We start from the raw sequence: 25,771 nt of genomic DNA on the forward strand, positions 1-25,771 counted from the left end.
GCATGGCTTATTGCGGCGGTCGGCGATGCATCAGAGCAGAGCGAACAGCCCGGCAAACAAGAACCTCTGAGCTCGTGCAGTAGGCCCGGTGCTCAAGGGTCACCACGCCCTGCGCGGGGCGGGACTCGGATTGGCGGGCGTCTAGCACCTCAGTCTCCACCCGGAGGGTGTCTCCGGCGAACACCGGGGCCCCGAAGTCCACCTCCTGGAAGCCCAGATTGGCCACGGTGGTGCCCATGGTCGTTTCGTGGACGCTGATCCCTACCGTCAACCCCAGAGTGAGCAGGGAGTTCACCAGCGGTTGGCCGAACTCGGTGTTGGAGGCGTAGTCGGCGTCAAGATGGATGGGCGCCGGGTTCATGGTCATGGTGGTAAAGGCCACGTTGTCGGCCTCGGTAATCGTGCGGCGGATGGCGTGGTGGACAACCAGTCCGGGGGTCAAGTCCTCAAACCACAGTCCAGTGACCGGTCGAGGAATCTGATTGTCTGTCACAGTGGCAAATTACCGGCCCGCGCGTTGAGGTGCCGTCATGGCCGTATTCCGAGAGGGTGCCTCAATGATCCCGGTCAACATGTCCACCAGATTGGCGGCATACACGTGGTCTTGAGTGGCCAAGGGATCGCCTGCTTCGATGCGGCGGGCCCGCTCGGCCAACGAGGCGGTCATCAGCTGGATCATGCCCAGAACCCGCTCGTCTCGCTGGGCTTTGTCGGTGGCCGATGAGCGGTCTCGCAACAGCCTCAAGATGGCATTGAGGTTTGCCGGCACGTGGATGGGATCGAAATCCCAGCGACTGAAGTCTGCGCTGAGCTGGGCCACGATCCGCAGGTAGCACCGACCGCTGTCGGTGGCCAACCGGTGGGTGAGGGGCTGAACCAGCGCCTCAATGAGCGCGGGAGTGTGGTCGTCATCCAATGAAGCCCACACCTCACCCCGGTCTTGGTCGATGGGCTCACCGTGCTCTCGCAAGATGGCGTCGAGCACCCCGCTACGGGACCCGAAGTGATAGGAGAGCGCCGAGCTGTTCTTTTGCCCGGCGGCGGCCACGATGTCTTGAACCCGCACCTTCCAGATGCCTTGCTCGGCGAACAGGCGCTCGGCTTCGGCGATGAGTCGGGCTCGGGTTTCGGTGGCGTCGCGGGGCACAGCCGCTGTTCCTCGAGTCGTTTGGGCTATTTGCCGTGGCCCAGGGGCAATATGGCGGTGTTGGGGATGAGTTCCACGTCGATGCCGTCGGGCAGCGGGAATTCGAAGTCGGGATACCGACGCTGGGCGGTCGCCCGATAGCGGTCGGTGGAGTGGATCGGGTCGGGGTCGTACTCGGGGATGACCTTGGTGCCGAACACTTCGAGCATCTCGTCGATTTCGTCATGCTCCATGCCCTCGCCGGGCAGGCCGAACACCACCTGATCGCAGCCGACCGTCTGATAGCGGGCCACCTGTTCGCAGACCTCTTCGGCATTGCCGCACAGCATGTAGCCGCCGGCAATGGCCCCGTCGAGCATCTCGTCGGTCCACTCGATCTGGTTGGGCGCAGAAGGCCAGGTGATGGCGTCGGGAGACTTGGGCATGGTGTCGTGGTAGAGGTTCACCATCGTGACCAGGTAGCCCCGCCCCTTGGCTTTGGCGATCTCCCGGGCCCGTTCCCGGTCTTCCAGGCAGATGACGGCGTTGGTCATCATCACGTTGTCGTTCTTGAACTGGCCGATCTGCTCCACCGGGCTTTGGATGGCTTCTTTGTAGGCGTCGATGCGGCCCTTGAGGTTGAAGATGGGCTCGAAGTTAAAGGCGATGGCGCCGATGCCCAGCGACCCGGCCTTGGCGAAGGTGGGCGGGTTGCCGCACGCAACCCAGATGGGGGGATGGCCGTGGCCGTGGGGCTTGGGCAGCACGTTGTGGGGCTTGGGCACCGAGAAGTGCTCGCCCTCGAAGCAGTAGTCGCGCTGCTCCCACATGCGGGGGATCTCGCGGATTACCTCATCCCACATCGACTTGGTTTCGGGCGGGGTCAGCCCGCCGAAGGTGGCCACCTCATGGCTGCCCGCACCTCGCCCGGTGCCAAACTCAAAGCGGTTTTCGGTGATGTGGTCGAGCATTGCGGCCCGCTCGGCAATGCGGACCGGGTGCTCCTTGGCTGTGGGCAGGCTGGTGATGCCGGTGGAGAGATGGATGCGATCGGTTTTGGCGGCCACGTAGCCCATGACTGGGGCTGGCGCAGACATGTGGCTGTACTCAGTGAGGCAGTGGTGCTCGCCAAACCAGGCGTACTTCCAGTTGTACTTGTCAGCGGTGATGACGTAATGGGCCTCCCGCATCAAGGCAGTGTGCTCGGCTTCGGTGTCGTGGGCTGCTGGCCCAGGGATGTAGCCGTTTACGAAAATTCCGAACTCCATGGTCTCCTCCGCGTCCGTTGGGTGAGGGCAATGCCGAGACAGTTCTAATGGAAGATATTAGAACGTGTCAAGTCAAGCTTCGTCCACTTGGCTGCGGAGGGAGTCCATCCAACTCTGGGCCTCGCTCCACGCGGAGGTGGCATTGCTGTTCTTCTCCTCGTGGCCCCGAGTTGTGGTGGGATAAGAGCCGAGGAACTTCACCTCGCCGTGCTTGGCCAGGATGCTGGTGAGGCAGTCGGCCACCAGTTGGTCGGCGATGTGGCCCTCAAGGTCGATAAGGAAGCAGTAGTCGCCCAACGCCTTCTTGGTGGGCCGGGATTCCAGTTTGGTGAGGTTGATGGAACGGGCCGCGAACTCGGCGAGAATGCCCATCAGAGAGCCCGATCGGTCGGCACGCTGGAAGACCACGATCGAGGTCTTGTCGTGCCCGGTGGGGGAAGGCACGCCCGAACTGGAGACCGCCACGAATCGGGTTTGGTTCTCAGGGTGGTCTTCGATATCGGTGGCGATCAGCTCCAGGCCGTAGAGCTGCTGAGACAGGGCGGTGCCGATGGCGGCAACTGCCGCATCTTGGGAAACGGCGAGGTCCCGCGCCGCGGCCGCAGTGGAGTTGGCCGCCGCCTCCTCGGCATGGGGCAGATTGTTGGTCAGATAGCGCCGGCACTGGGCAGTGGCCACCGGGAAGCTGATGACCTTTTGGATTGTCTCCAACGACGCGCCGGGAAGCCCGAGAAGGTGGAGTCGAACGTCGATTATCACCTCTCGCTGGATGAGAAGGTCGTGTTCGAAGATCAAAGCGTCGAGGGCGACGTTTACCGTGCCCTCTATGGAGTTCTCGATGGCGGTGAACCCCAAGTTTGCGCGGCCGTCCGCGGCGGCTTCGAGCACCTCGGGGATCGATCGGCAGAGCAGATGATCGGCTTCAGCCAGGTCGGGTTGGGTGAGGAGCGCCTCCTCGGTGAAAGTGCCCGGAGGTCCCAGATAGGCCACGTGGCTTGTGGATCGGGCAGAGGCGCTCACAAAGGGGCAGGATAGTGGTACTGAGAAACGCGGTCGCGGTGAGAAAACGGCAAGGACTACTGGAAAAGGCGGGATGTCGAGGTGGATGAGGCTTTTCTTCGGCAAATGATGGACGACGTGCGCAGCGGCGCGCTGTCGGCTGATGACGCAGTGCGGCAGCTGCGGCGGCTGCCGTTTGCCGATTTGGGGTTTGCCCGGGTGGATCACCATCGCAACCTCCGCCAGGGGCTGGCCGAGGTTGTCTACGGACCGGGCAAGACACCTGACCAATGCGCGGCCATTGTCAAGGAGCTGCTCGATCAGCCTGGAAGTCCGGTGCTGTTGACTCGGGCCTCAGCCGAGCAGGCCGCGGCCTCGCTGGGCCTCAACCCTGGCGGGGAGCGCTACGAGGCCACCTTGGTCTGGCGGCCGGCACCCCCGCGGCCCGAGCGGGTAGTGCTGGCCGCGGCCGGTACTGCCGATCTCCGGGTGGCCGACGAGTGCGGAGTGGTACTGGCCGCCCATGGGCTGGCGCCGCAGCGTCTGAACGATGTGGGGGTGGCCGGACTTCATCGGATTCTGAACGAAGTCGACTCGCTGGCGGAAGCCGACGCCGTGGTGGTGGTGGCCGGGATGGAGGGGGCCTTGGCCTCAGTCGTGGGTGGGCTTACGGCGGCCCCGGTGGTGGCCGTGCCCACTAGCGCGGGGTACGGCTCTTCGCTAGAGGGGGTCACCCCGTTGCTGGCCATGATGTCGTCTTGCGCCGCGGGTGTGACCGTGGTCGGAGTGGACAATGGATTCGGCGCGGCTTGCGCGGTGCTGCGGCTGTTCAAAACGAGGGATCGAGCAGTGTCGCGGGCAGGGTTGACCGATGGCTGAGCGGAGCGACCGATGGCTGAGCGGAGCGACCGATGGCTGAGCCGGCTGGTGTTGCCTGGTTCCACTGCTTCAGCGGGATTGCGGGCGATATGGCGCTGGGGGCGCTGATCGACGCCGGGGCAGATGTGGCCGAAGTGCGGGACATATGCGAACTGCTGCCCTTGGGCGGTTGGGATCTGCAAGCCCATCCCACCCAGCGAGGGGGCATCGCGGCTACCGACGTGCGGGTGATCACTCAGGAGACATCGGTGGTGCGTACCGCCAGTCACATCAATGCCCTCGTCGGAGAGGCTCGGCTACCCGACCGTGTGGCCGACCGGGCACTGGCGGTCTTCGATGCTCTGGCCCAGGCCGAGGGCAAGCTGCACCGCCGGCCGCCAGAGCAGGTCCATTTCCACGAAGTGGGCGGGCTGGACGCCATCATCGACGTGGTGGGTACGTGCGCTGCGCTGGAAGTACTGGGGATCGACCAGGTTTACTCCAGTGCGGTGGCGTGCGGGCGGGGAATGATCCGCAGTGCCCACGGGCGGCTGCCCAATCCGCCGCCCGCTGTGGTGGAACTGCTGGTGGGGTGCCCGACGTTCGGCTTGGACGTGGGTCTGGAGCTGACCACTCCCACCGGTGCGGCGATTCTCTCGGCGCTGGCGGAAGGCTGGGGGCCCATGCCGCCGATGACGATCTCAGCAAGCGGATTTGGCTCGGGCGACAACCAACTGGAGGATCGTCCCAATCTGACTCAAGTGGTGGTGGGGACGATGGCGGCATCTCGCCCCGCGGGCCAGCCGGTGATGTTGTTTGAGACCAACGTGGATGACGCGACGGGGGAGACCCTGGCGCACACGGTGGCATCGCTGTTGGATGCAGGGGCGCACGATGCCTGGATCACGCCGATCGTCATGAAGAAGGGGCGGCCGGCGTACACGGTGAGTGCATTGGCCGATCCTGCGGTGGGCGATCAGGTGGCGGCCACGCTGGCCGAGGAGACGGGGTCTCTGGGGGTGCGGGGGCAGTTGATCGAGCGGTGGCCTCGGGCCCGGTTGGAGCATGAGGTAGACGTGGATGGTCGGCGCGTTCGGGTGAAGGTGAGCGCGGGCCGGATCAAAGTTGAGCACGATGAGGCGGTGCGGGCCTCGAAGTTGTTGGGGTTGCCGGCTCGTGAGGTTGTTTCGTTGGCGGAGGAGGCTTGGCGGCGACAGGGAGACGACGAGCCCGTTGCCTAGTATCGATGGGGTGGAAAACGAGCGGCTGTACTTCAGGCAGTTGTTGTCGGGGCGGGACTTGGCGGTTGGGGACATGATGGCCCGGCAGATGGTGAATTTCGTCTATCTGATTGGGGATCGGGAGACGGGGGAAGCAGTGGTGGTGGACCCGGCTTATGACCCACAGGGGATTGTGGATCTGGTTGAGGCCGACGGGATGCGGCTCACCGGGGTATTGGCTACCCATTACCACCCTGATCATGTGGGCGGGTCGATGATGCAGTTCTCCATCACGGGGGTGGCCGAACTGCTGGAGCTGGTGTCGGTTCCGGTACACGTCCAAGCTGATGAGGCCCGCTATGTCACCATGACTACAGGTATTGAGGAAGACGATCTGTGTTTGCACAAGAGCGGTGATGTGCTGTCGGTGGGGCAGGTGGACATCGAGATGATCCACACCCCGGGCCACACTCCCGGGAGCCAGTGCTTTTTGACCAACGGGCGTTTGGTGGCCGGCGACACGCTGTTCTTGGAGGGGTGCGGGAGGACCGATCTGCCGGGGAGCGATCCGGCGGCGATGTACGAGAGCCTCACGCAGCGCTTGGCCCGGGTTCCCGACAGCGCCACGCTGTACCCCGGGCATCTGTACTCCCCCCAGCCGTCGGCGTCGATGGGCGAGACCCGCCAGACCAACTACGTGTTCATGCCTCGCTCGGCTGAGCAGTGGCTGGCTATGTTCGGCGGGTGATGGAAATGAGCTCAACTTCTATCGGCAATCATCTGGCGGCTCTGGACTCCCATGTGGCCGAGCCGCTGGAAGAGTTGGTACAGGCCCTCCACACAGTGGGCTTGGACCCCGCTCTGTTGGAGCTGTGTAGGGCCCGCATCGAACAGATGATCAACGGGGAAGCATCGGGCTCGGCCCGGGCTCCGAGCGACGAGCGGGAAAAGACTGTACTGGCGTTCACCGAGCAGTACGTATTGGACGCCCACGGAGTTACCGACGAGCTGTGCGCTGAGTTGAACGCTCATCTCTCGCCACCTGAGCTGGCTGCGCTCACCACGGCCATTGCCACCTACGAAGCCCTGGCCCGCAGCCAGGCCGCACTGAAAGGAATGATGCCATGAGCAGGATCACGATTCCCGAGGGGGGCATGTCTGCGTTTGACCACCAGCCCGAGCTGTTCGCGGTATTCAACCGCTTCTACGGCACGCTGTGGAGCGAGGGGCAGTTGGATCAGGCCACCAAGGAGGTGGGCCGGCTTCGCAACGCCCGGGTCAACGACTGCAACATTTGAAAGAACCTCCGCTTCGCAGGTGCGAAGCAGCAGGGACTCACCGAGGATCTGGTGGACCAGATCGAAGATGGCTACGCCGATAGCGACCTGCCTGACCGGTTGAAGCTGGCCTTGAGAATGGCTGATGCGGTGATCTCCGACCCGTCAGGGCTAAGCGCGGCGGACCAAGCGGCGCTGGGCGAGGAGTTCACCCTGGCCGAACTGGCTGAACTGGCTCTGACGGTGGCCATGGCCGCCGGGTTCTCCAAAGCGGCAATTGCCTGGGGTCCACCACCGGTTATTCCGGTCACCGAAGTGCCCACCCCTACCCCCGACGGAACGGTGGGCTGAGCCCAAGACGTGCGCGAGGGGGGACTTGAACCCCCACGTCCTTGCGGACACAGGAACCTGAATCCTGCGCGTCTGCCAATTCCGCCACTCGCGCTGATCGTCGGGGTGGTCAGCGTACAAGACGGGGGATCAGATCGATAACTGAGAATGGGCCGACTGCCAATCGTCACGGGCGGTGGTTATAGTCCACCGCAAAGTGGGGGGCACCACGGTCATGGAACTCTGATGATCCGGCTAGAAGCGGGGCAAGCCACCGATAGAGGCCGACGTCGAGAGAAAAACGAAGACTCGATGCTGGTTGAAGGGGAACTCTTCGCGGTTGCCGACGGGTTGGGGGGCCATCGAGGGGGAGCGGAGGCGTCTTCCTTGGCGGTGGCGACGTTGGCAGCCGAAATCAAGGCTGCGCTTCATGCTCGGACCGGAGACCGCCGCCGCCATCGATTCGGCCGTCGGCCAAGTCATTCACCGGTGCCAACGGTGAGTGAGCTGGTGGATGCAGTGGAGCGAGCCAACGAGGAGATCTTGGCCGAGTCGATGTCGACCAGCGAGTTGTCGGGGATGGGGACAACTCTGTGTGCGCTGGCCGTGGTTGAACAAGACCACCGCGAGGCGTTGGCCGTGGTGAACGTCGGGGATTCACGGGCCTACCGTTGCGACGAGAGCGGGCTTCACCAGCTGACCGAGGACCACACCGTGGTGCAGGAGATGGTCAAAGCAGGGATGATCACTCCGCAAGAGGCAGAAGTCCATGAGTACCGGCATCATCTCAGCCGGGCGCTGGGCATTGAGTCAAAGGTGGTGGTTGACGATTGGACTCTGGCCCCAGTGACGGGTCATCGCTATCTGCTGTGCTCCGATGGCTTGACCAACGAGGTACACGACCGGGATATTCACGCGATCCTGCTCCAGTTTGAGTCTCCGAAAGAAGCGGCTGATGCGCTGGTGAGCCTGGCTTTGCAGCATGGCGGAAGCGACAACGTAACGGTGGTTGTCGTGGACGTGATCGACGTAGCCCTGCCATAAATCGAGCAAATCAAGAAGTACGCTGTTTTCGCCATGACAGACAACGGTCCGGAGCTTTTGGGCGGTCGTTACCGATTGCGAAATCAGATCGCTCGTGGCGGCATGACTGATGTTTTTCTCGGCGAGGACACCCTTTTGTCACGCCCGGTAGCCATCAAGCGCCTGTTTCCGGAATTCGCCACCGATCCCAGCTTTGTCGAGCGATTCCGGCGGGAAGCCACCGCAGCGGCCAATCTGAACCATTCCAACATTGTGGCGGTATACGACTGGGGTTCGGCAGAAGGCACGTACTACATCGTCATGGAGTACATCGAGGGCAAGAGCTTGGCTGAGCTGCTTCGAGGCGGCGCTCGACTCTCTCCTGAGCAGGCCGCAGAAATCGCCATGTACGTGGCCGCCGCGCTGGGCTGCGCCCACGAGAACGGGGTAATCCACCGCGACGTAAAGCCGGGCAATGTACTGCTGTCGCCTGATGGAAAAGTGAAGGTGACTGACTTCGGGATTGCCATTGCCGCGTTCGGGGGAGCGGAGGCGAACCTCACCCAAACCGGCTCTGTGATGGGAACAGCCACCTATTTCTCACCGGAACAGGCCCAGGGGGAGACCCTGGATCATCGCAGTGATCTGTACTCGCTCGGAGTCGTGCTCTACGAAATGCTCTGCGGTCGTCCTCCCTTTGCGGGCGACAATTCGGTGGCGGTTGCCTACAAGCATGTCCAGCAAGCGGTGCCCTCCCCGTCGTCGCTGGGAGTTGTGCTGCCGGAGTCACTTGAGGCGATCACCATGAAGCTGCTGGCCAAGAAGCCGGCGCAGCGGTATCCAACGGCCAAGGATCTTCAACGGGATCTGCGGCGCTATCGAGAAGGTCGGCACCAACTGTCTCCTCGCCACCAACCCGCTGAAGCCCAGAAGGAAGCTCCACCTCCGCCACCCCAAGAACCGGAGAAACCGACAAGCACCCAGCAACCCCCGCCTCCACCGCCCTCAGAGGTGCCGCCCCAGCCTCCGGCAGTTCCACCTCCTGCGGTGACCGTCTTGGAGCCCTCATCTCGAGCTGGCCTTTACACCGCGGCTGCGGTGATTTTCATCGCCGTGGCCGTGCTGGTGTTTTTTGTGCTTTCGAACGTCCTGGACAACGGCAATGAGTCGGCACCGCCCGCGGTAACCGTGACTCCCGCTCCGCTTGTTGCCGTACCCGATGTGGTGGGCTTGTCGAGTCAGGCGGCGATTCGTGAATTGCGGGCTGCCGGTTTCGTGGTCAGCCAGGCGTTCGTAGCCAGCGAATCGGTGGATGCCAACGAGGTGATCTCCCAATCCCCTGCGGCGCTGGATGAAGTGGAGCAGGGGGCGGAAATCGAGGTCACAGTAAGTTCGGGGGCCGTTCCGGTGGCAGTGCCCGGGGTTGTGGGCCAAAACGCGAATGATGCTGCCCGTTTCTTGCAAGACCGGGGATTCGCCGCTGAACTGCGGGAGGTTGAGGGTTCCACTGCGCCGGCTGGGCAAGTGCTGCGCCAGGATCCACCAGCCGGAGGTCAAGTCGCACCGGGCAGTACCGTGGTGCTCTTCGTGGCAGAGGGGATTCAGGCCGTTGAGGTGCCCGATGTGATGGGGATGACTCCATTGCGGGCCGCCCAGGTGTTGACACAAGCCGGTCTTGAAGTGAGCGATGAAGTCTTGGAGGAGTCTTCTATCGATGTAGAGGCGGGCCTTGTCATCAGCACTGATCCGGCACCACCCGTGTTGCTGCTGCCCGGCACCCCGATCAAGATCCTGGTTTCTTTGGGCCCGGAGAGCGTGATCGTGCCCAGCCTGATCGGACTGACCCCGGAAGCGGCTGTACAGCGGTTGGCTGAGCTGGAGCTGGTCTTGGTCGAGCCGGTTCCAGACTGCGACTTCCCCAATGACACCGAAGAACTGGCTGGGCGAATCATGGGACAGGTGCCTCCTGCTCAAGAGGAACATCCTGCGGGGACGGAGGTAATCGCCTGTTTGGGATTGCCGACTTCGGTAATTCCGCCGCCGGGACCGTCGGGTCCGGGACCGTCGGGTCCGGGACCGTCGGGTCCGGGACCGTCGGGTCCGGGACCCCCTGGTCGCCCTGCGATTCCGGTCGAAGAACTTGATCCCCGTCGGGCGGCAGCGTGGAACGCCGCCTCCGATATCACTGCGAGAGCCGTGGCTGCTGGGCGCCTGCCCAATGCCTTGGGCAGCATCGCGAGATGGAACACCCTTTCCAGCCAATTCGAAACCGAGTGCAGGGGTCTTGTTGCGACTTACTCTGATATTCCCGGATTTGCGGTGGCGTGGAATATAGAACTTCCGTATCCAATGCCCGCATCAGCGGCGAACGCTGACAATTGGGCCGAGGGTCTGGATGGCGATACTCCGGGGGTAGACAACGGATGCGATGTCTCCTGGAACTAGGCCGGCAGCAATCGACCGGCAGCTATCAACCAGTCTGGGCCAGGAAATTGGACAGCATGTCGTGGCCGGATGAGGTGAGAATCGACTCGGGGTGGAACTGAACGCCTTCTACCGGGTGCTCACGGTGTCGCAACCCCATCACGAGGCCGTCATCGGTTTCCGCAGTGATAGACAAGACATCGGGCACTGAAGAACGCTCCACGATGAGGGAGTGGTAACGGGTTGCCTCGATCGGATTGGGGAGGCCGGCGAAGACTCCGTCTCCGGTGTGGTGGATGATCGATGTCTTGCCGTGCATGACCTGAGGGGCTCGAACCACCTGTCCGCCGAAGACTTCTCCGAGGCACTGCAATCCCAGGCACACACCGAGGACGGGCCGGATACCGCAGAACTCTTGGATGAGGGAGTTGCTCAGCCCGGCATCAGATGGACGGCCCGGTCCAGGACTGATGAGAACACCATCGGGTTCGAGGTCGCGAGCCTGCTCCAGGGACAGGGCGTCGTGGCGTTGAACGATGGGTTGGGCACCTAGCTCCCCTAGATACTGGACGAGGTTGTAGACGAACGAGTCGTAGTTGTCGATCACCAGAATTCTGGGGCTCACCGGGTTCAACGTTATCTGGGGACTGCTCAAGGCTAGAACCAGATAACTCCAGGTCTATCCTTGGCCCATGGCCAAGCCAACGAAGCGAAGAGTGCAAGGCGGACGGGTAACCCCAAGAGGCACCCGGCCCGAGAACGAAGCCGTTCCCCGCGTACCGGTCTCGGTCGAGAGGGTCAGCCCCACCTGGGTGCCGGTGTTGATGATCGCCCTGTTGGTGTTGGGCGCCATCGTGATTGTGCTGAACTACGTGGCGCTGCTGCCCGGAGACACCAACAACTGGTACCTGCTAGGGGGTCTTGGTTTGCTGCTGGCTGGGATGCTGGTGGCCACTCAATGGCATTGATTCTTGGTTGCGACCAGGTGACGGGCTAGTTACGGCTTTGTAGTTTGTACCCAGATTTGTTCACAACCTGTGGAAAACCAACCCTAATCGTCGATTGGGGCCACAAAATCCATGTCATCGCCGCAGTGACGGGGAGGCGCCGGGTCTTCCTCGGGGGCGACGGTCATGCGGACTTCGGTGTAGCAGATTGAGCACCGATAGGTGATTTTCACTTTGCGCAACTCACCCGGCGGAGGAGGCGGCGGGAGGGGCTGGCGAATCATCAAGAGCACGCCGATGCCGACCCGGATCAGGACCATCCCCGCGAGAATGGCGATGAGAACACTGAGCCAGAGGGGCACGTGCCCAGCCTAGATGGGCCAGTACTGTGGGCCTATGGACGAGATGAATCTGGCAATGCTGATCCTGCGGGTAGGCATCGGGCTTACGTTTGCCGCTCACGGGTACGGCAAGATCTTTCAAGGCGGCCGCATCCCCGGCACCGCCGGTTGGTTCGACAGCATGGGGATGAAGCCGGGCAAGTTGCATGCCTGGATGGCAGCGCTCACGGAAATCGGCGCGGGCTTGCTGTTGGCCCTGGGATTTCTCACTCCCTTGGCGGCCGCGGGGATGGTCGGGGTCATGGTGGTGGCGGCGTGGACGGTTCACCGCCACAACGGCTTCATGATCGTGCGGGAAGGCTGGGAGTACACCTTCGTACTGGCGGTGGTCGCGGCTTCGGTGGCCACCTTGGGGCCCATGGAGTGGTCGGTGGACAGCGCGTTGGGAATCGACGACGACTGGGATGGCTACGTTGGTCTGGCGATTGGCGCCGGCGGCGGTGTGCTGGCGGGGTTGACACAGCTCGCTGTGTTCTATCGCCCGCCCAAGCCTGACGAAGCTGCTTCACAGTGAGCGATGCCAATGTGGTCCTAGTGGATCATGACGTCCTACGGCGCTACGAGATAGTCATTCTTGAGGGATTGGGGGTGCCCCCCGATCAAGCTGAAGTCGTGGTCGACAACCTGGTGGAGGCTGACCTGCGGGGTGTGGACTCCCATGGCGCCCACTTGATCGAGCTGTACGTGGCCCGGCTGAAGTCTGGCCATCTTCGGCCAGTCACAGAAGTGTCTGTGATTCGAGACGACGGTGCCACAGTGATGATGGACGGTGGCGTCGGATTTGGGCAGGTGTCCGGGGTGGCGGCCATGGAACTGGCCGTGGAGCGGGCCAAAGCCCACGGGGTGGCAGCAGTCACCGTACGAGAGGGAACCCACCTGGGTGCCTTGGCCTACTACACCCTCCCTGCGGCTGAAGCCGGCTGCTTCGCCATGGCAGTGCAAAACGGCCCGGCCATTGTGCCTCCCTACGGCGGCCGATCGGGCATCTTCTCGACCAATCCATTCTCCTGGGCGGTTCCCGCCGGGGAAGAACTGCCGGTGGTGTACGACATCGCCACCACCGCGGTGGCTGGGAACAAGATATTGCTGGCCAAAAAGCGCGGTGATCCAACCATCCCCGAGGGATGGGCTAACGATGATCTGGGCCGGCCAACCACGGACACGGCGACAGCTTCAGCCCAGAATCTGTGCTGGTTCGGGGGCTACAAGGGGTTTGGCATCGCGCTGATGGTGGAAGTGCTCTCCGGGATCGTTGCCGGCAGCAGCTTCGGTCACACCGAGCAGACGGAGTGCGAATTGGTGGGAAATCGCCGGCTGGCCAAGGGCTGGATGTTTCTGACCTTGGATCTGGAGCGATTCTGCGGATTGGATCGGTTTCGAGAGCAGATGGACCAGCTCATTCGAGACGTTCACAACACCGAGCGGGCCGATGGGGTGGACCGGATCTATGTGCCCGGCGAAATCGAGCACGAGAACCGGGCCGAGCGGCTGGCCGGAGGCATTCCCTTGCCGGTTGCCCTGGTGGAGGAGATCAGCGCTATCGGTGCCGACTTCGGACTGGCCCCGCTGGGCTCATAGTGATCAGGCGTTCTGTTCGAACACAACCTTGATCGCGCCTCGAGCGCCAGCCTCAGCAGCGTGGGCGACGGCCTCCCGAAAGCGGTCCAAGGGATAGCGGGCCGAGACCAAGCGCTCCAGGTTGGCTGAAGCCACCAAATCGAATGCCATCGCGAAGCTGGTGGCAGTTTGTCCATCCGGAAGGTACTCGGTTCCATAGGTGTAGGCGCCGACCAGTTCGGTCTCACGATGCCATAGTCCGGTCAGGTCGATTCGAGCCGATTCAGGCATGCCCAACAACACCACTCGGCCCCTAGGCCTGGTGATGGCGATCGCATCGGCTACCGATGCTGGACTGCCTACCGCGTCGATGGTTATGTCCACCCCGCCCGATAGGTAGTTGCCCAACATCCGACAGCCGCTAAACCTCCGCACGGCGCGTCGAACTTCATCGGGGTTGACAATGATGTCGGCGCCCAGAGCGTCGGCCAGGTCCCGCTGATGGGGGTATTTGGCGGTAACGATGATGGTTCCGGCGGAGGTGAGCGACCGCAATGCGGCCAGGGAGCACAATCCCATGGTGCCTGCTCCCAGTACGGCCACCGAGGCCCCGGACTCCACTTGGGCCTTCACGGCGGCGTGGACTCCACCGGCCGCGGGCTCCAGCATGACGGCAGCCTCGTCGCTGAAGTGATCTGGCACTGAATGGAGTTGGCTCTGGTGCGCGACCAGCATCTCTCCCCATCCGCCACCCGTGCTGGAGCAAAAGCCAATCTGGATCCCATCTTTGATGGTGCCTCCGAGGAGATAGCCGTAGTCGTCTCCGTCGCCGGGGGCAGCGCCGGGGAAGGGGGGCGGTTCGCCTCGGGCCTCTGGACCCAGAACCGGTTCGAGTGCCAATCGACGCCCATCCTCATCGATGCCCACCACTTCGTGACCGGGGACGAACGGGAACGACACCAGCGGTTCGAAATAGCGGGACGACCGGCCCTCCACGGTGGCCAGGTCGGATCCGCAGATGCCGGTCAGCCGAGGTCGAATGGTGCGCCATTCCGGTCCAGGCAGTTCAGGCGGTTCGATGTCGCGCAAGCGGAGTGGACCTACCCCGCCACCCGCACCGGGGACCACCCGTGAAGCCACCGCGGCGGCCACATAGCGAGCGGGCTTGCGCTCAAAGACCAAGGCCTCCATTGGCTCAGTCTTGCCGTGAGGCCGGGTCAAAGACAACCGAGCTGATGCTTGCCGGGGGCGATCATCAATGCTCGTCGGCGCCCCGGCCGCAAAACGCACTGGTCCCGATGCGATCAGACGCTGAGGTACTTGGCGGGATCTCGGGGCGACCCTCGGTAGCGGACCTCGAAGTGGAGATGGGGGCCGGTGGACCACCCGGTGCTCCCGATAAGGCCGATCTGTTGTCCGATACCCACTTCTTGTCCGGTGGACACGTTGTAACCCGAGAGATGGGCATACAGGGTTGTCCACCCACCCCCGTGGTCGATGACGATGGTGTTCCCGTAACCCTCTCTCCATCTCGTTTGGGTGACGGTGCCAGAGGCAGCAGCAAGGATGGGATCGCCCATGTTGTTGGCGAAGTCGAGTCCGGCGTGGAAGCGAACGGTGCCGAAGATGGGATGGACCCGATTGCCGAACCCGGATACCACCTCTCCGGTAACCGGCCTTAAGAACGTCGGGGGAGCGGGGATTTCGATGTTGTCGAATTGGCCCGCCCGTTCCTGTTCTTCCAAGCGGGCCAAGTCCTCCCGGCGTTGACGCTCCAACTCGGCCAAGCGGGCCAGCTCTGCCTCGCGCCTCTGCCGTTCTTCTTCCAGGCGGATTCGCTCCCGCTCCCGCTCGATCTCGTCTTCGATTTCTTCGATGTTCTGCTCGAGTCCAGATATCTCGCCCTCGATGTCGGCTTGTTCTTGGGCTTCGAGCGTGATTCTCGCTTGGAGGAGTTCCCGCTTTCGGTTCCACTCCTCTTGGAGCAGTTCTTGGGCCTCCTTGAGCTCGGCCAGCTCGGTCAATGCCTCTTCGATGTCGGCTTGGGCCTGCTCGATGTCGGCTTGGGCCTGCTCGGCTTGCCGCACGGAAGCTTCCTGGTCGTCGAATGCCCGACGCAGCCGGTCAATGAGCACTTGGGCGTCAGCGCCCAGCTCCTCTACGTAGAACTGGCGACGGGCGTTTCGGTTGGGGTCGCCGTCTTCGAGGAGGAAATTGGGCTCGTAGACGAAGTCGAGATAGATCTGGACCACTTGGTCTTGTAGTTGCTCCCGTATTGCGGTGATCTCAAGCCCCACGTTGGCGGCTCGCTCTTGAGCGTCGACGACCCGCTCTTGGGCTGTGGTGCGGGAGAGCTCCACCGCTCCCAAGCGGGCTTCGGCCGCGGCGATCCACGAATTGACCTGCTTGAGATGCAGATCAACCTCTTCAATCTGGGTATTGGTTACATCGAGTTCTTTGATGGCAAACAGTGAGGCGCGCTGAAGTGTGAGCTGCTCTCGGCGACGCTCTTCGATCTCTCGCTTCTTTTCTTCAATCTGCTGCTGCCGCTCTTCCACGAAGGAGTCCTGGGCTGCGCTGGGTGCGCTGAATCCCAACAGCGCTATGACTGTTAGAAGGACGAGGATCCGATTGAATCTGCGCATGAGGAGCTATCGAAATCCGCGGAAGCGGGGGCGATGGCTATAAACGTAACCAAATTGCAACATTAATCCAAGCACCCCTTGATGAGTTCAGTGTGACTGATGTGGTGGTTGTGGTCAATGAATTCGAGGGTTCTGCGGCGGTTTCTCCGGGTCTGCATGTCACAGATACCCTGAGGGAATGGCCGGTAGATCCGACGTCTTGGAGCGGCGGGAGCGAGTTGTCCTTGCCGAAGACTTGGCCGGGGTTGCCGAGGGGACTTCCGGCGAGGTGATGATGCACACCGGTATGCGCTGGTTGCGCTATTGGGTGCGATTCGACAGCGGGGCCGAGCGGGGTTCGATCCACCGGGACAAGCTGGTCAAAGAGGCTGAGTGGGAGGACTTCCTGGTCAAGCGGGCCGCCGCTGAGGCTGCTGCTGAGGCGGCGGCCGAGGCGGGGGAGTTGGCTGCTGGATCGAACGGCGACGTTGAGGAACTGCCGGCGGGGGCCGGAGACGACGCCGGCGGAGACGTGGTGGTAAACGGGGCGACGGTGCCTGCTCACTTGTTGGACCGCAGCGCCTCGGCCCGCGAGCGCTTGGGCGGTTAGTAGAGCGGCTTGCCCAAGGCGGCTAGTCCAGGGCGGCTGCTCCAGAAGTGACTGCGGAGAGCAGGGCAGGGGCCGTCGGGAGGATCTGATCGAGGTAGAAGCGGCTGGATGTCTGCTTTGCCCTCCAGAAGTCAGCCCGCTCCGGTTCGGCCGATTCGAGTAGTCGGGACGTGTCCCACGTCTGAGCCATGACCCAACCGCCAACGGTGAGACCGAGCATCTCGAGGAACGGGGTGGCTCCGGCCAAAGCGTCGTCGCCAGGGTGCTCGCCCAGCCAACGGGCGGCATCGGCCACCGCGGCAACCGCCTGGTCCAAATTCTTGTCCAAACCGGTCATGTCTTCTAGTAGCGACGCCAGCGGAGCGCCATCGGCCATGGGAAGCTTGCGTCCCACCAGGTCGATGGCCTGGATGCCGTTGGTGCCCTCATAGATGGGGGCGATGCGGCTGTCCCGCCAATGCTGGGCGGCCCCGGTTTCCTCGATGAATCCCATGCCGCCGTGTACCTGGATGCCCAGTGAGGCCACCTCGACGCCTTGGTCGGTACACCAGGCCTTCGACACCGGCGTCAGCAGTTCAGCCCGCTGCTGGGCCTGTAGGCGGTGGTCCGGATCGGGATGGCTGGCGGCGCGATCGGCCGCGGCCGCGTTGAGAAGCAGCAACCCCCTCATGGCTTCCGTACGGGCTCGCATGTCCAGAAGCATGCGGCGCACGTCGGGGTGTTGGATTATCGGTGCCTGATCACCGGGCTCGGTGTCGGCGCGTCTACCTTGGCGCCGGTCGGCGGCGAAGGCCGCCGCTTGCTGGTAGGCCCGCTCAGCTACCGCCAGGCCTTCGAGCCCCACCAAGAGGCGGGCCTTGTTCATCATGGTGAACATCAGGCGCATGCCCTCGCCCTCTTCCCCCACCAGCTCTCCGACTGCTCCGTCGAGCTCCATCACACAGGTGGGACTGGCATGTATGCCCACCTTGTGCTCAAGCCCGATGCACCGAATGTCGTTTCGCTGGGTCGGCGTGCCGTCGGCTTCCACCAAATACTTGGGCACGATGAACAAGGAGATTCCCCGGGTGCCCATCGGTGCGTCGGGAGTGCGAGCCAGCACAACGTGGACGATGTTGTCGGCCATGTCGTGCTCGCCCCACGTGATGAAGATCTTTTGGCCCCACAGGCGATAGCTCCCATCTCCTTGGGGTTCGGCTCGAGTTGTGAGTGCGCCGACGTCTGAGCCCGCTTGGGGCTCGGTCAAAAGCATGGTTCCGGTCCAGGCGCCGCTGGTGAGCGGGGGCAACCAGCGGTGCTTCTGCTCGGGACTGCCGTGGGTGCTGAGTGCGCCGATTGCGCTCTGGCTCAACATCGGGCAAAGCGAGAACGCCATGTTGGCTGATGTGAACATCTCCTGGATGGCCACGTCGACCACCAGCGGAAATCCGGCCCCCCCGTGTTCGGGATGGGCCGACACCGCGGTCCAGCCGCTCTGGATGTACTGCTGGTAGGCCTGCCGAAATCCCTCAGGGGTGATGACGTTGCCGTTGGCGTCGAGCACGCTGCCTACTTCATCGCCGGTTCGATTGAGGGGGGCCATGACTTCGGCGGCCAGTCGCCCGGCCTCAGCCAGGAGGTCTTCGGTGTGGTCGAGTCCGACATCGCTCCATGCGGGCAGCTGGGCCAGGTCGTCCAAACCGGCAATTTGGCGCAGAGCAAAGGCGATGTCTTCCAAGGGGGCGGAGTAGGTGCTCATGTCACTCTTTTGGAGGGTTGTCGGGGATCAGAGTCGCCAGCAGCTGCTCGGCAGCCGCGGCAGGGGAGAGCTCGTGGCGCTCGACGCGGACCATTGCTGATTCACCGGACTGGTGGTCGATGATGCGGAGAGCCCGGTCGCGCAAGCCGAGCTCGATCCTGTCGGCCACTTCGCTGCGACGGCGTCGGCAGCGGCGGCGGATCAGTTCGCCGGAGTGGTGAAGATATGAGGTGTGGCGCTCGATCTCCGACCACAAGTCGTCGATGCCCTCCCCCTCGGTGGCAGTGGTCAAGACAATGGGGGCTCGCCAGTCTCCCTGGTGTCCGAGATCGAGCATCAATTCCAAGTCTCGGCGAGCACCGCGGGCGTCGGGTCGGTCGGCCTTGTTCACGACGAAGATGTCGGCCACCTCCAACAACCCTGCCTTGTTGGCCTGCACCGCGTCGCCCCAGCCGGGGGTCACCACCACCACGGTGGTATCAGCGGCGGCGGCGACGGTCACCTCCACCTGGCCAACGCCTACGGTCTCCACGATGATCGGGTCGCAGCCCGCGGCGTCGAGCACCCGGACAGCGTCGGGCACTGCCACCGCCAACCCACCGGCGTGGCCCCGTGTGGCCATAGACCGGATGAAAGTACTACTGCTGACGTTGTTGTCCATGCGGATGCGGTCGCCCAATATGGCCCCTCCGGTCAGAGGAGAGCTGGGATCGATGGCCAATATGGCGGGCCGGGCTGCACCGGAGACGGCGGCCAGTCGGCCGGTAATGGTGGACTTGCCGCTGCCCGGGGCGCCGGTCACCCCGATCACCCGTGCCTGTCCGGCATCACGGTGGGCCCGTTCGGACACTATGACGGCGTTGTCGTCTTGGCGTTCCACCAGGGTGAGCAGTCTGCCCAACGCCCGCCGGTTTCCGGTCCGGGCCGATTCGAACAGCTCGTCGAGCGAGGGGGCGCTCACGGGTTGACGCCCAAGAAGGGATCCGCGGGCTGAGGACTCACCGGGCTGAGAGGTCACCGGGCTGGGGACTGGCGGGCTACGGCAGCGCGCACCGCGGCCACAACTTCCTCGGTTGATGCCCCGGGCCCAAGCACGACGGCCACGCCGGCCTCGATCAGAACGGTCACGTCTTCGGCGGGCACAATGCCGCCGATCACCACCGGCACGCCCAAACCAGCTTCCTCAACGGCCTGCACCATGCGGGGGGCCAAAGTGAGGTGGCCAGCGTTGTGCATCGACAGCCCGATCACGTCGGCGTCCTCCTGCTCACAGGCCGCGACAATGCTGTCGGTGGTCTGGCGCAGTCCCAGGTAGATCACTTCCATGCCCGCGTCACGCAGGGTTCGGGCTACCACCTTCAGGCCGCGGTCATGGCCGTCGAAGCCCAGCTTGGCCAGCACCACCCGCAGCGGCTCTTGGTCGTCCGCAGACAGCGGCGAAATGCCGGGTGTCTCGCTCATCGGGTCACACCATCGCGGTCTCGACGTAGGTGCCGAACACCGACTCCAGTGCCGCGACGATCTCGCCCTCGGTGGCATAGGTCTGCACCGCGTCGATGATGGACGGCATGAGGTTGATGTCGGGCTGACCGGCGGCTTCAACCAGCGCGGCCAGAGAAGCTCGGACTGCGTCATCGTTGCGATCGCCGCGAATCTGATCGAGACGCTTGATCTGCATCTCTTCGGTGGCGTGTCCAATGGACAGCAGATTGGCTTCGTCGTCGTCGTTCTCGGTGAATTCGTTGACTCCGACGATGATGCGCCGACCAGCGTTCACCTCGCGTTCGAAACGGTAGGCGGCGTCGGCGATCTCACCGACGAAGTAGCCGTCGTCGATGCCGGCGTACACCCCCTCCAGCATGGAGCCGCGACCGATTTGGTCGATGTGGTCGAATATCTCGTTGGCTTGACGCTCCATCTCGTCGGTCATCCACTCCACGAAGTGCGAGCCCCCCAGCGGGTCGACCACCGAGGCGGTACCAGTCTCGTGAGCCACGATCTGCTGGGTGCGAAGGGCGATGCGAGCAGCTTTCTCGGTGGGCAGGGCCAAGGCTTCGTCGAAGGAATCAGTATGCAGGCTCTGGGTGCCTCCCATCACGGCGGAAAGTGCCTGGAGGGCCACCCGGGCGATGTTGTTTTCGGGCTGCTGGGCGGTGAGGGAGACACCTGCGGTCTGGGTGTGGAAACGACACATGAGCGACTTGGCATTGGTGGCGCCGTAGCGGTCCTTCATCCAGGTGGCCCAGATGCGGCGGGCGGCCCGGAACTTGCCGATCTCCTCGAAGAAATCGCTGTGGGCATTGAAGAAGAACGAAAGGCGGGGGGCGAAGTCGTCCACGTTGAGCCCGGCGGCGATGGCGGCCTCGACATAGGCGAAGCCGTTGGCCAGAGTGAAGGCCAGCTCTTGGGCCGCGGTCGACCCGGCCTCGCGGATGTGATACCCGGAAATGGAGACTGGATGCCAGCGGGGCATCTCCGCAGTGGTGAAGCGGATCAAGTCGGTAACCAACCGCACTGATGGGCGGGGCGGGAAGATGTACTCCTTTTGGGCTTGGTATTCCTTCAGGATGTCGTTCTGAATGGTGCCGCCGAGATCGGCCCGGTGCACACCACCCTGCTCGGCCACCGCGACGTACATGGCCATGAGAATGGCGGCCGGCCCGTTGATGGTCATCGAGGTGGTCACCTTGTCCAACTTGATGCCGGCAAAGAGGTCTTCCATGTCGGCCAGGGTGTCCACAGCCACGCCGGCCCGGCCTACCTCGCCCACCGACCACTCGTGGTCGGAGTCCCGGCCCATGAGAGTGGGCATGTCGAAGGCGGTGGACAGCCCGGTTCCCCCGGCTCGAAGCAGAGCATGAAAGCGGGCGTTGGTGTCGGTGGCGGTTCCGAACCCGGCGAACATCCGCATGGTCCACAATTTGCTGCGGTAGCCGGTGGGGTACAGCCCGCGGGTGTAGGGGTACTCGCCTGGTTGCAACCCGTCGCCGTAAGTGGGGTCGAGGGGAATTCCCGACATGGTCTCGACCATTGGAGAAGTCTATCAAGGAAGTCCGATAGTTGGAAGTGCAACTATCGGATGGAAGCAGTCATTTCCAAGAAAAATGGGAGTTTTACGCGCTTTGAGGGGTGTTCAACTCCGGACCAGATGGCCAGGCCGAGTGCCGGTCAATTCGCCGTCGGTCTGTACAACTTGGCCGGCAACGAGAGTGGAGACAAAGCCGCTGGCCCTTTGAACCAGCCGCCTCCCACCCGCAGGCAGGTCGAAGACCATTTCAGGGGCTTGCAGGCTGAGCCGCTCGAAGTCGATGAGGTTGATATCGGCCTTTTGGCCAGCCGCCAGCGTACCCCGGTCGTTGAACCCCACCAATGCCGCCGTGTCGGCGCACTGCCACTTGACGAGCTGCTCCACTGGCAACGTGTCGCCCCGCGTCCGGTCTTTCCCCCAGTGGGAGAGCAGGAAGCTGGGCATGCTTCCGTCGCACAGGAACCCGACGTGGGCGCCGGCGTCGCCCAAACCCGGGACGCTGAGTGGGTGGGACAGCATCTCCCTGGTGAGCTCGAAGTCGCCGTCGGCGTAGTTCATCACGGGGACGTACAGCAGCTCGGTGCCGTCGCGGGCCAACAGCGCGTCGTAGAGCGCCTCGTGAGGATCCACGCCGCGTCGGGCTGCATCGGCGGCCACGCTGACGTCGGGCGAGGGCTCGTAGTCGGGCGCTTCGCCCAACGGGAAGAGCTTGTCGAGACGATTGAAGGTGTGGAGGGGTTGGGCGGCCAATTCGGCCACCAGACGAGACCTCACGTCGGGCTCGCGCAAGCGGGCCACTCTCTCCGACAGATCGAGGGCGGCGAACTGGTGGTAGCCAGGGCAGGACAGCAGCGCGTGGTACGTGGACTGCAAGCCCACGAGCACGCCCACCGGACGGCTGGCCACCTGCGCTCGCAGCGGGATGCCAGCCTCGTTGGCCTGCGTGATGCGGTCGAGAAGCTGGTGGCCCAGATCGGGCCTTGTGTCGGGGACGGCAATGGTCATGGACAGCGGTCGGCCGCTGCGCCGGGCCATCTCGGCTACCAGATCGAACTCGGCATCCAAGTCCATCCAGTCGCCCACCATCTCGAATACTCCCTTGCCGGTTTGGCCCACTGCCTCGGCGATGGCCCACAGCTCGGGAGCACCGGCGGTAAGGCTCGGGGTGTGCTCGCCAGACTTGGTCTTGTGATTGATGGTGCGGCTGGTGGTGAAGCCCACCGCGCCGGCGGCCACGCCTTCGGCGGCCAACCGGGCCATCTCGGCGACTTCGTCGTCGGTGGGGTGGTTGTTGTGGTCGGCTCCCCGCTCTCCCATGACGTAGGCCCGGAGCGCGCCATGGGGTACCTGGGCGGCAACGTCGATGGCGCGGGGCTTGCGGTCAACGGCGTCGAGGTACTCGGGGAAGCTCTCCCACTCCCATTCGATGCCTTCGGCGAGAGCCGCGCCGGGTATGTCCTCTACCCCCTCCATCAGGCCGATGAGCCATTCCTCTGAGCCGGGCCGTACCGGGGCGAAGCCCACGCCGCAGTTGCCCATAACCACCGTGGTCACCCCGTGCCACACCGATGGGGTGATCTCGGGGTCCCATGAGACCTGTCCGTCGTAGTGGGTATGGATGTCGACAAAGCCGGGGGTGACGAGTAGGCCATCGGCGTCGAGTTCTCGGCGTCCTTTGGAAACGTTGGTGCCGACCTCGGTGATTGTCTCGTTGTCGATGGCGATGTCAGCGGTGAATCCTGGTTGGCCGGTGCCGTCGATGACTGTGCCGGCGCGGATGACGAGGTCGTGCATGTGGTGAGGTTACTCCCTGTCGGTATTCTCAGAGCATGAGTGACGATGCTGCGATCAAAAATGTTGTTGCCCGGTTGGCGATGCTGGCGGATGAGGGGGATTTGGAGGAATACGTGGACTTGTTCACCGACGATGCTCGGTGGGACATGCCAGGGGGAGAGTTGCAGGGGCGAGAGAATCTCCTGGCCGGAGCCATCGAGCGGCGCGCCGCGGGCACCGTGGGGCCGGGGAGCAATACCCGCCACGTGATCACCACCCAAGCGGTAACGGTGAACGGCGACGAGGCTGTATCTGATGCCTATTGGCAGTTCTGGGTGAACACCGCCACTGAGCCGTCGATTGCATTGTTTGGGACGTATCGGGACCGCTTGATGCGGACCGAGAACGGCTGGAAGCTGGCCCACCGCACGATTTCATACGGCTAGGGGAGCGACGGTGCCAGTGCTTGAAGGCCGGGTGGCGGTGGTCACCGGCGGGGGCCGGGGGATCGGACGGGCCATTGCTGTGGGGATGGCCCGGGAGGGGGCCACGGTGGTGGTGTCGTCCCGGACCCGACAGCAGCTTGATTCGGTGGTGGCCGAGATCGAGGACACGGGCCAATCGGGGCTGGCGGTGGTGGCCGATGCCGCCGATGAAGACCAGGCCCGCTCGCCGGTGCGGGCGGCAATGGCCGAGTTCGGGCGCGTCGATGTGCTGGTGAACAACGTCGGGGGTTCATCGGGGGGAAATCACGACCCCTTCTCGGGAAGTGCCGAGCCGTTCATGGCCACACTGCGGTTGAACCTCATCTCGGCCTTCTGGACCAGCCAGGAAGCGCTTGCCCCAATGCGAGAGCAGGGTTATGGCCGCATCATCAACATCGGCTCGGGTGCGTCCAAGCGGGCCGCGGCCAGCGTGGGCTACACCGCGGCCAAACACGGCCTGGTGGGCCTGACCAAGCAGTTGGCCGTGTCGGCGGCGCCCCACGGGATCACGGTGAACTGCCTGTGCCCGGGATGGACCAACACAGCACTGGTGGATTTTGAGCGACTGGCTGCGGCCAAGGGCGTCAGCACGGCCGAGGCCGAGGCCGAGGCCCATGCCGACAGCGCCCAGCGCCGAATTCTGGAACCTGAGGAACTGGCTCCGATGGCGGTGTTGTTGGCCTCGGAGGCGGGCGCCGGCATAACCGGACAAGTGATCAGCGTTGACGGGGGCTATCGCCTCTGATTGCGGGTCACCGTGCACGGTCCTGCTATCGAGTAAACAGAGCCGCAGTGGAGATCGCGGCGTTCCAACAGCTCATGGAGGACCTGTACGGCCCCCAAGACCGGGAACGGGGCATCCCCGCGACGGTGGCGTGGCTGTGCGAGGAGTTGGGGGAGCTGGCGCAGGCGGTGCGCAAGGGTGACGATGTGGAACGGCTGCACGAAATGGGGGATGTGTTGGCTTGGCTAGCGTCGCTGGCTAACCAGTTGGGGCTTAGTTTGGAAGAAGCGGCGTTGCGGTATCGGGATAATCCGCCGCGCTAAGGGCCGACTAGAGCTTCGGCGATTTGGATGGCGTTTAGGGCGGCGCCTTTGCGGAGGTTGTCGCCGGCGACGAAGAGGGAGAGGCCGTGAGGGACGGTTGGGTCGACACGGATGCGGCCGACCAGGGTGGGGTCGATGCCGGCGGCGGCTTGGGGAGTGGGCACGTCGTTGAGCGCGACGCCGGGGGCGGCGGCCAGCAGCTCGGTAGCCCGCTGAGGGCTCAAGGGGTGGTCGAATTCCGCGTTGATGGCTAGGCAGTGGCCGGTGAACACCGGCACTCGAACGCAGGTGGCGCTCACCGCCAGATCAGGGAGCTCCAATATCTTGCGGCTCTCCTCCACCAGTTTGCGCTCCTCGGAGGTCTCCCCCGAGTCGTCATCGATCCAGGACCCGCACTCGGGGACCACGTTGAAGGCGATGGGGGCGGCGAACACCGACGGCGCTGGGAACGAAACGGCCTGGCCATCGTGGGTGAGGCCGATGGCATCGTCGGCCACTTTGCGCACCTGTTCGTCGAGCTCGGCAACCCCGGACAAGCCACCTCCGGAGACCGCCTGGTACGAGGAGAACACCAGCCGGCGCAGTCCGGCTTCAACGGCCAACGGCTTGAGCACCGGCATAGCCACCATCGTGGTGCAGTTGGGATTGGCCACGATCCCCTTGGGGATCTCAGCCAGCGTGTGGGCGTTGACCTCCGGGACCACCAGGGGCACGTCGGGGTCCATACGCCAGGCCGAGGAGTTGTCGATCACCGTGGCACCGGCTTCGGCCACTCGGGGGGCTAGTTCTCGGGAGGTGACGCCCCCCGCGGAGAACAGGGCAATGTCCACCCCGCGGTAGTCGGCGGCGGCGGCATCCTCGACAACGAAGTCCTGACCTCGCCAAGACATGGTCCGGCCGGCGGAGCGGGCCGACGCCAACACCCGCAGTTCGGCGACGGGGAAGTCACGCTCTTCCAACAGGCGGCGCATCACCCCGCCCACCTGGCCGGTGGCGCCGACAATGGCAACTCTCACGGCGAAAATCCTACCGTTGG

Annotated in this window: 29 protein-coding genes and 1 tRNA gene; 15 read left to right on the plus strand and 15 right to left on the minus strand. The window is 63.8% G+C overall.

Features of this window, described 5'->3' with window-relative positions:
- Positions 1 to 7 precede the first annotated feature (7 nt).
- The 4 genes from ACOQPI_RS02515 to pheA all read right to left on the minus strand — a co-directional run bounded on the left by ACOQPI_RS02515 (position 8) and on the right by pheA (position 3,414).
- The gene (locus tag ACOQPI_RS02515) at positions 8 to 493 is read right to left on the minus strand and encodes a MaoC family dehydratase (RefSeq protein WP_420618144.1); all 486 of its coding nucleotides are present in this window, start codon (positions 491 to 493) and stop codon (positions 8 to 10) included.
- A gap of 9 nt (positions 494 to 502) precedes the next feature.
- Positions 503 to 1,147: a TetR/AcrR family transcriptional regulator gene (locus ACOQPI_RS02520; protein WP_420618145.1), complete on the minus strand. Its 645-nt coding sequence runs from the start codon at positions 1,145 to 1,147 to the stop codon at positions 503 to 505.
- A gap of 26 nt (positions 1,148 to 1,173) precedes the next feature.
- Complete coding sequence (locus ACOQPI_RS02525) at positions 1,174 to 2,394, minus strand: LLM class flavin-dependent oxidoreductase (protein WP_420618146.1); 1,221 nt, start codon at positions 2,392 to 2,394, stop codon at positions 1,174 to 1,176.
- A 72-nt stretch (positions 2,395 to 2,466) separates the two neighbouring features.
- Positions 2,467 to 3,414 (minus strand): prephenate dehydratase, encoded by a 948-nt coding sequence (pheA, locus tag ACOQPI_RS02530; protein WP_420618147.1) that lies wholly within the window; start codon positions 3,412 to 3,414, stop codon positions 2,467 to 2,469.
- 108 nt (positions 3,415 to 3,522) lie between these two features.
- On the opposite strand from pheA, the gene larB reads away from it, so the two are divergent.
- From larB to ACOQPI_RS02560, 6 genes are read left to right on the plus strand one after another with little or no spacing between them, the layout of a single operon-like run.
- Positions 3,523 to 4,272 carry a nickel pincer cofactor biosynthesis protein LarB gene (gene larB, locus ACOQPI_RS02535; RefSeq protein WP_420620974.1) on the plus strand — a complete coding sequence of 250 codons (750 nt, stop codon included), beginning with the start codon at positions 3,523 to 3,525 and terminating at the stop codon, positions 4,270 to 4,272.
- 32 nt (positions 4,273 to 4,304) lie between these two features.
- Positions 4,305 to 5,492, plus strand: coding sequence for a nickel pincer cofactor biosynthesis protein LarC (gene larC / locus ACOQPI_RS02540; protein ID WP_420618148.1), 1,188 nt, complete (start codon positions 4,305 to 4,307; stop codon positions 5,490 to 5,492).
- A 10-nt stretch (positions 5,493 to 5,502) separates the two neighbouring features.
- Positions 5,503 to 6,219 carry an MBL fold metallo-hydrolase gene (locus ACOQPI_RS02545; protein WP_420618149.1) on the plus strand — a complete coding sequence of 239 codons (717 nt, stop codon included), beginning with the start codon at positions 5,503 to 5,505 and terminating at the stop codon, positions 6,217 to 6,219.
- Between the two features lie 5 nt (positions 6,220 to 6,224).
- Positions 6,225 to 6,599: a hypothetical protein gene (locus ACOQPI_RS02550; protein ID WP_420618150.1), complete on the plus strand. Its 375-nt coding sequence runs from the start codon at positions 6,225 to 6,227 to the stop codon at positions 6,597 to 6,599.
- Positions 6,596 to 6,769, plus strand: a complete 174-nt coding sequence (locus ACOQPI_RS02555) for a hypothetical protein (RefSeq protein ID WP_420618151.1) — start codon at positions 6,596 to 6,598, stop codon at positions 6,767 to 6,769. Before ACOQPI_RS02550 ends, ACOQPI_RS02555 begins: the two co-directional genes overlap by 4 nt.
- A gap of 51 nt (positions 6,770 to 6,820) precedes the next feature.
- On the plus strand, positions 6,821 to 7,099 hold the full coding sequence (locus tag ACOQPI_RS02560; RefSeq protein ID WP_420618152.1) for a hypothetical protein: 279 nt from the start codon (positions 6,821 to 6,823) through the stop codon (positions 7,097 to 7,099).
- A gap of 10 nt (positions 7,100 to 7,109) precedes the next feature.
- Here ACOQPI_RS02560 and ACOQPI_RS02565 read toward each other — a convergent pair.
- Positions 7,110 to 7,193 (minus strand) — tRNA-Leu (locus ACOQPI_RS02565).
- Positions 7,194 to 7,324: 131 nt separating this feature from the next.
- On the opposite strand from ACOQPI_RS02565, the gene ACOQPI_RS02570 reads away from it, so the two are divergent.
- Positions 7,325 to 8,122, plus strand: coding sequence for a PP2C family protein-serine/threonine phosphatase (locus ACOQPI_RS02570; RefSeq protein WP_420618153.1), 798 nt, complete (start codon positions 7,325 to 7,327; stop codon positions 8,120 to 8,122).
- Between the two features lie 33 nt (positions 8,123 to 8,155).
- Positions 8,156 to 10,546, plus strand: a complete 2,391-nt coding sequence (gene pknB, locus ACOQPI_RS02575; protein WP_420618154.1) for a Stk1 family PASTA domain-containing Ser/Thr kinase — start codon at positions 8,156 to 8,158, stop codon at positions 10,544 to 10,546.
- A gap of 25 nt (positions 10,547 to 10,571) precedes the next feature.
- Here the strand turns inward: pknB and ACOQPI_RS02580 are convergent, their stop codons facing one another.
- Positions 10,572 to 11,150 carry an anthranilate synthase component II gene (locus ACOQPI_RS02580; protein WP_420618155.1) on the minus strand — a complete coding sequence of 193 codons (579 nt, stop codon included), beginning with the start codon at positions 11,148 to 11,150 and terminating at the stop codon, positions 10,572 to 10,574.
- Positions 11,151 to 11,217: 67 nt separating this feature from the next.
- Here ACOQPI_RS02580 and ACOQPI_RS02585 point away from each other — a divergent pair, with 67 nt between their 5' ends.
- Positions 11,218 to 11,493 (plus strand): cell division protein CrgA, encoded by a 276-nt coding sequence (locus ACOQPI_RS02585; protein ID WP_420618156.1) that lies wholly within the window; start codon positions 11,218 to 11,220, stop codon positions 11,491 to 11,493.
- A gap of 83 nt (positions 11,494 to 11,576) precedes the next feature.
- Here ACOQPI_RS02585 and ACOQPI_RS02590 read toward each other — a convergent pair whose 3' ends face one another.
- Positions 11,577 to 11,834 carry a hypothetical protein gene (locus ACOQPI_RS02590; protein ID WP_420618157.1) on the minus strand — a complete coding sequence of 86 codons (258 nt, stop codon included), beginning with the start codon at positions 11,832 to 11,834 and terminating at the stop codon, positions 11,577 to 11,579.
- Between the two features lie 34 nt (positions 11,835 to 11,868).
- Here ACOQPI_RS02590 and ACOQPI_RS02595 point away from each other — a divergent pair, with 34 nt between their 5' ends.
- The gene (locus tag ACOQPI_RS02595) at positions 11,869 to 12,387 is read left to right on the plus strand and encodes a DoxX family protein (protein ID WP_420618158.1); all 519 of its coding nucleotides are present in this window, start codon (positions 11,869 to 11,871) and stop codon (positions 12,385 to 12,387) included.
- A complete protein-coding gene (locus ACOQPI_RS02600) occupies positions 12,384 to 13,451 on the plus strand; it encodes an Ldh family oxidoreductase (protein WP_420618159.1) in 1,068 nt (355 codons plus the stop codon). The genes ACOQPI_RS02595 and ACOQPI_RS02600 overlap by 4 nt, the downstream gene beginning before the upstream one ends.
- Before the next feature lie 3 nt (positions 13,452 to 13,454).
- On the opposite strand, the gene ACOQPI_RS02605 is transcribed toward ACOQPI_RS02600, so the two are convergent.
- Together ACOQPI_RS02605 and ACOQPI_RS02610 are read right to left on the minus strand one after the other, a co-directional pair.
- Positions 13,455 to 14,621 carry a zinc-dependent alcohol dehydrogenase gene (locus ACOQPI_RS02605; protein ID WP_420618160.1) on the minus strand — a complete coding sequence of 389 codons (1,167 nt, stop codon included), beginning with the start codon at positions 14,619 to 14,621 and terminating at the stop codon, positions 13,455 to 13,457.
- 113 nt (positions 14,622 to 14,734) lie between these two features.
- Positions 14,735 to 16,075 carry a peptidoglycan DD-metalloendopeptidase family protein gene (locus ACOQPI_RS02610; protein ID WP_420618161.1) on the minus strand — a complete coding sequence of 447 codons (1,341 nt, stop codon included), beginning with the start codon at positions 16,073 to 16,075 and terminating at the stop codon, positions 14,735 to 14,737.
- A gap of 178 nt (positions 16,076 to 16,253) precedes the next feature.
- On the opposite strand from ACOQPI_RS02610, the gene ACOQPI_RS02615 reads away from it, so the two are divergent.
- Complete coding sequence (locus ACOQPI_RS02615) at positions 16,254 to 16,664, plus strand: hypothetical protein (protein WP_420618162.1); 411 nt, start codon at positions 16,254 to 16,256, stop codon at positions 16,662 to 16,664.
- A 22-nt stretch (positions 16,665 to 16,686) separates the two neighbouring features.
- Here ACOQPI_RS02615 and ACOQPI_RS02620 read toward each other — a convergent pair whose 3' ends face one another.
- From ACOQPI_RS02620 to ACOQPI_RS02640, 5 genes are all read right to left on the minus strand, one after another.
- A complete protein-coding gene (locus tag ACOQPI_RS02620; protein WP_420618163.1) occupies positions 16,687 to 18,402 on the minus strand; it encodes an acyl-CoA dehydrogenase in 1,716 nt (571 codons plus the stop codon).
- Position 18,403: 1 nt separating this feature from the next.
- Complete coding sequence (gene meaB / locus ACOQPI_RS02625) at positions 18,404 to 19,363, minus strand: methylmalonyl Co-A mutase-associated GTPase MeaB (RefSeq protein WP_420618164.1); 960 nt, start codon at positions 19,361 to 19,363, stop codon at positions 18,404 to 18,406.
- Between the two features lie 53 nt (positions 19,364 to 19,416).
- Complete coding sequence (locus ACOQPI_RS02630) at positions 19,417 to 19,863, minus strand: cobalamin B12-binding domain-containing protein (RefSeq protein ID WP_420618165.1); 447 nt, start codon at positions 19,861 to 19,863, stop codon at positions 19,417 to 19,419.
- 4 nt (positions 19,864 to 19,867) lie between these two features.
- On the minus strand, positions 19,868 to 21,433 hold the full coding sequence (locus tag ACOQPI_RS02635; RefSeq protein WP_420618166.1) for an acyl-CoA mutase large subunit family protein: 1,566 nt from the start codon (positions 21,431 to 21,433) through the stop codon (positions 19,868 to 19,870).
- Positions 21,434 to 21,535: 102 nt separating this feature from the next.
- The gene (locus ACOQPI_RS02640) at positions 21,536 to 23,224 is read right to left on the minus strand and encodes an N-acyl-D-amino-acid deacylase family protein (RefSeq protein ID WP_420618167.1); all 1,689 of its coding nucleotides are present in this window, start codon (positions 23,222 to 23,224) and stop codon (positions 21,536 to 21,538) included.
- Between the two features lie 35 nt (positions 23,225 to 23,259).
- On the opposite strand from ACOQPI_RS02640, the gene ACOQPI_RS02645 reads away from it, so the two are divergent.
- The 3 genes from ACOQPI_RS02645 to ACOQPI_RS02655 are packed head-to-tail and all read left to right on the plus strand — an operon-like array spanning position 23,260 to position 24,735.
- A complete protein-coding gene (locus tag ACOQPI_RS02645; protein WP_420618168.1) occupies positions 23,260 to 23,649 on the plus strand; it encodes a nuclear transport factor 2 family protein in 390 nt (129 codons plus the stop codon).
- 10 nt (positions 23,650 to 23,659) lie between these two features.
- Positions 23,660 to 24,433, plus strand: coding sequence for an SDR family NAD(P)-dependent oxidoreductase (locus ACOQPI_RS02650; RefSeq protein WP_420618169.1), 774 nt, complete (start codon positions 23,660 to 23,662; stop codon positions 24,431 to 24,433).
- A 47-nt stretch (positions 24,434 to 24,480) separates the two neighbouring features.
- Entirely contained in the window at positions 24,481 to 24,735 is a 255-nt protein-coding gene (locus tag ACOQPI_RS02655) for a MazG nucleotide pyrophosphohydrolase domain-containing protein (protein ID WP_420618170.1), read from the plus strand.
- On the opposite strand, the gene ACOQPI_RS02660 is transcribed toward ACOQPI_RS02655, so the two are convergent.
- Entirely contained in the window at positions 24,732 to 25,751 is a 1,020-nt protein-coding gene (locus ACOQPI_RS02660) for an aspartate-semialdehyde dehydrogenase (protein ID WP_420618171.1), read from the minus strand. The genes ACOQPI_RS02655 and ACOQPI_RS02660 overlap by 4 nt on opposite strands.
- Positions 25,752 to 25,771 lie beyond the last annotated feature (20 nt).

Source organism: Candidatus Poriferisocius sp., assembly GCF_965219815.1.
Classification (GTDB): domain Bacteria; phylum Actinomycetota; class Acidimicrobiia; order Acidimicrobiales; family Bin134; genus Poriferisocius.

Coding starts and splice junctions, on each gene's coding strand:
- ACOQPI_RS02525 (WP_420618146.1), bottom strand. CDS start 2,394: ATGGAGTTCGGAATTTTCGTAAACGGCTACATCCCTGGGCCAGCAGCC.
- larB (WP_420620974.1), top strand. CDS start 3,523: ATGGACGACGTGCGCAGCGGCGCGCTGTCGGCTGATGACGCAGTGCGG.
- larC (WP_420618148.1), top strand. CDS start 4,305: ATGGCTGAGCCGGCTGGTGTTGCCTGGTTCCACTGCTTCAGCGGGATT.
- ACOQPI_RS02550 (WP_420618150.1), top strand. CDS start 6,225: ATGAGCTCAACTTCTATCGGCAATCATCTGGCGGCTCTGGACTCCCAT.
- ACOQPI_RS02555 (WP_420618151.1), top strand. CDS start 6,596: ATGAGCAGGATCACGATTCCCGAGGGGGGCATGTCTGCGTTTGACCAC.
- ACOQPI_RS02570 (WP_420618153.1), top strand. CDS start 7,325: ATGATCCGGCTAGAAGCGGGGCAAGCCACCGATAGAGGCCGACGTCGA.
- pknB (WP_420618154.1), top strand. CDS start 8,156: ATGACAGACAACGGTCCGGAGCTTTTGGGCGGTCGTTACCGATTGCGA.
- ACOQPI_RS02585 (WP_420618156.1), top strand. CDS start 11,218: ATGGCCAAGCCAACGAAGCGAAGAGTGCAAGGCGGACGGGTAACCCCA.
- ACOQPI_RS02595 (WP_420618158.1), top strand. CDS start 11,869: ATGGACGAGATGAATCTGGCAATGCTGATCCTGCGGGTAGGCATCGGG.
- ACOQPI_RS02605 (WP_420618160.1), bottom strand. CDS start 14,621: ATGGAGGCCTTGGTCTTTGAGCGCAAGCCCGCTCGCTATGTGGCCGCC.
- ACOQPI_RS02610 (WP_420618161.1), bottom strand. CDS start 16,075: ATGCGCAGATTCAATCGGATCCTCGTCCTTCTAACAGTCATAGCGCTG.
- ACOQPI_RS02615 (WP_420618162.1), top strand. CDS start 16,254: ATGGCCGGTAGATCCGACGTCTTGGAGCGGCGGGAGCGAGTTGTCCTT.
- ACOQPI_RS02620 (WP_420618163.1), bottom strand. CDS start 18,402: ATGAGCACCTACTCCGCCCCCTTGGAAGACATCGCCTTTGCTCTGCGC.
- ACOQPI_RS02630 (WP_420618165.1), bottom strand. CDS start 19,863: ATGAGCGAGACACCCGGCATTTCGCCGCTGTCTGCGGACGACCAAGAG.
- ACOQPI_RS02635 (WP_420618166.1), bottom strand. CDS start 21,433: ATGGTCGAGACCATGTCGGGAATTCCCCTCGACCCCACTTACGGCGAC.
- ACOQPI_RS02640 (WP_420618167.1), bottom strand. CDS start 23,224: ATGCACGACCTCGTCATCCGCGCCGGCACAGTCATCGACGGCACCGGC.
- ACOQPI_RS02645 (WP_420618168.1), top strand. CDS start 23,260: ATGAGTGACGATGCTGCGATCAAAAATGTTGTTGCCCGGTTGGCGATG.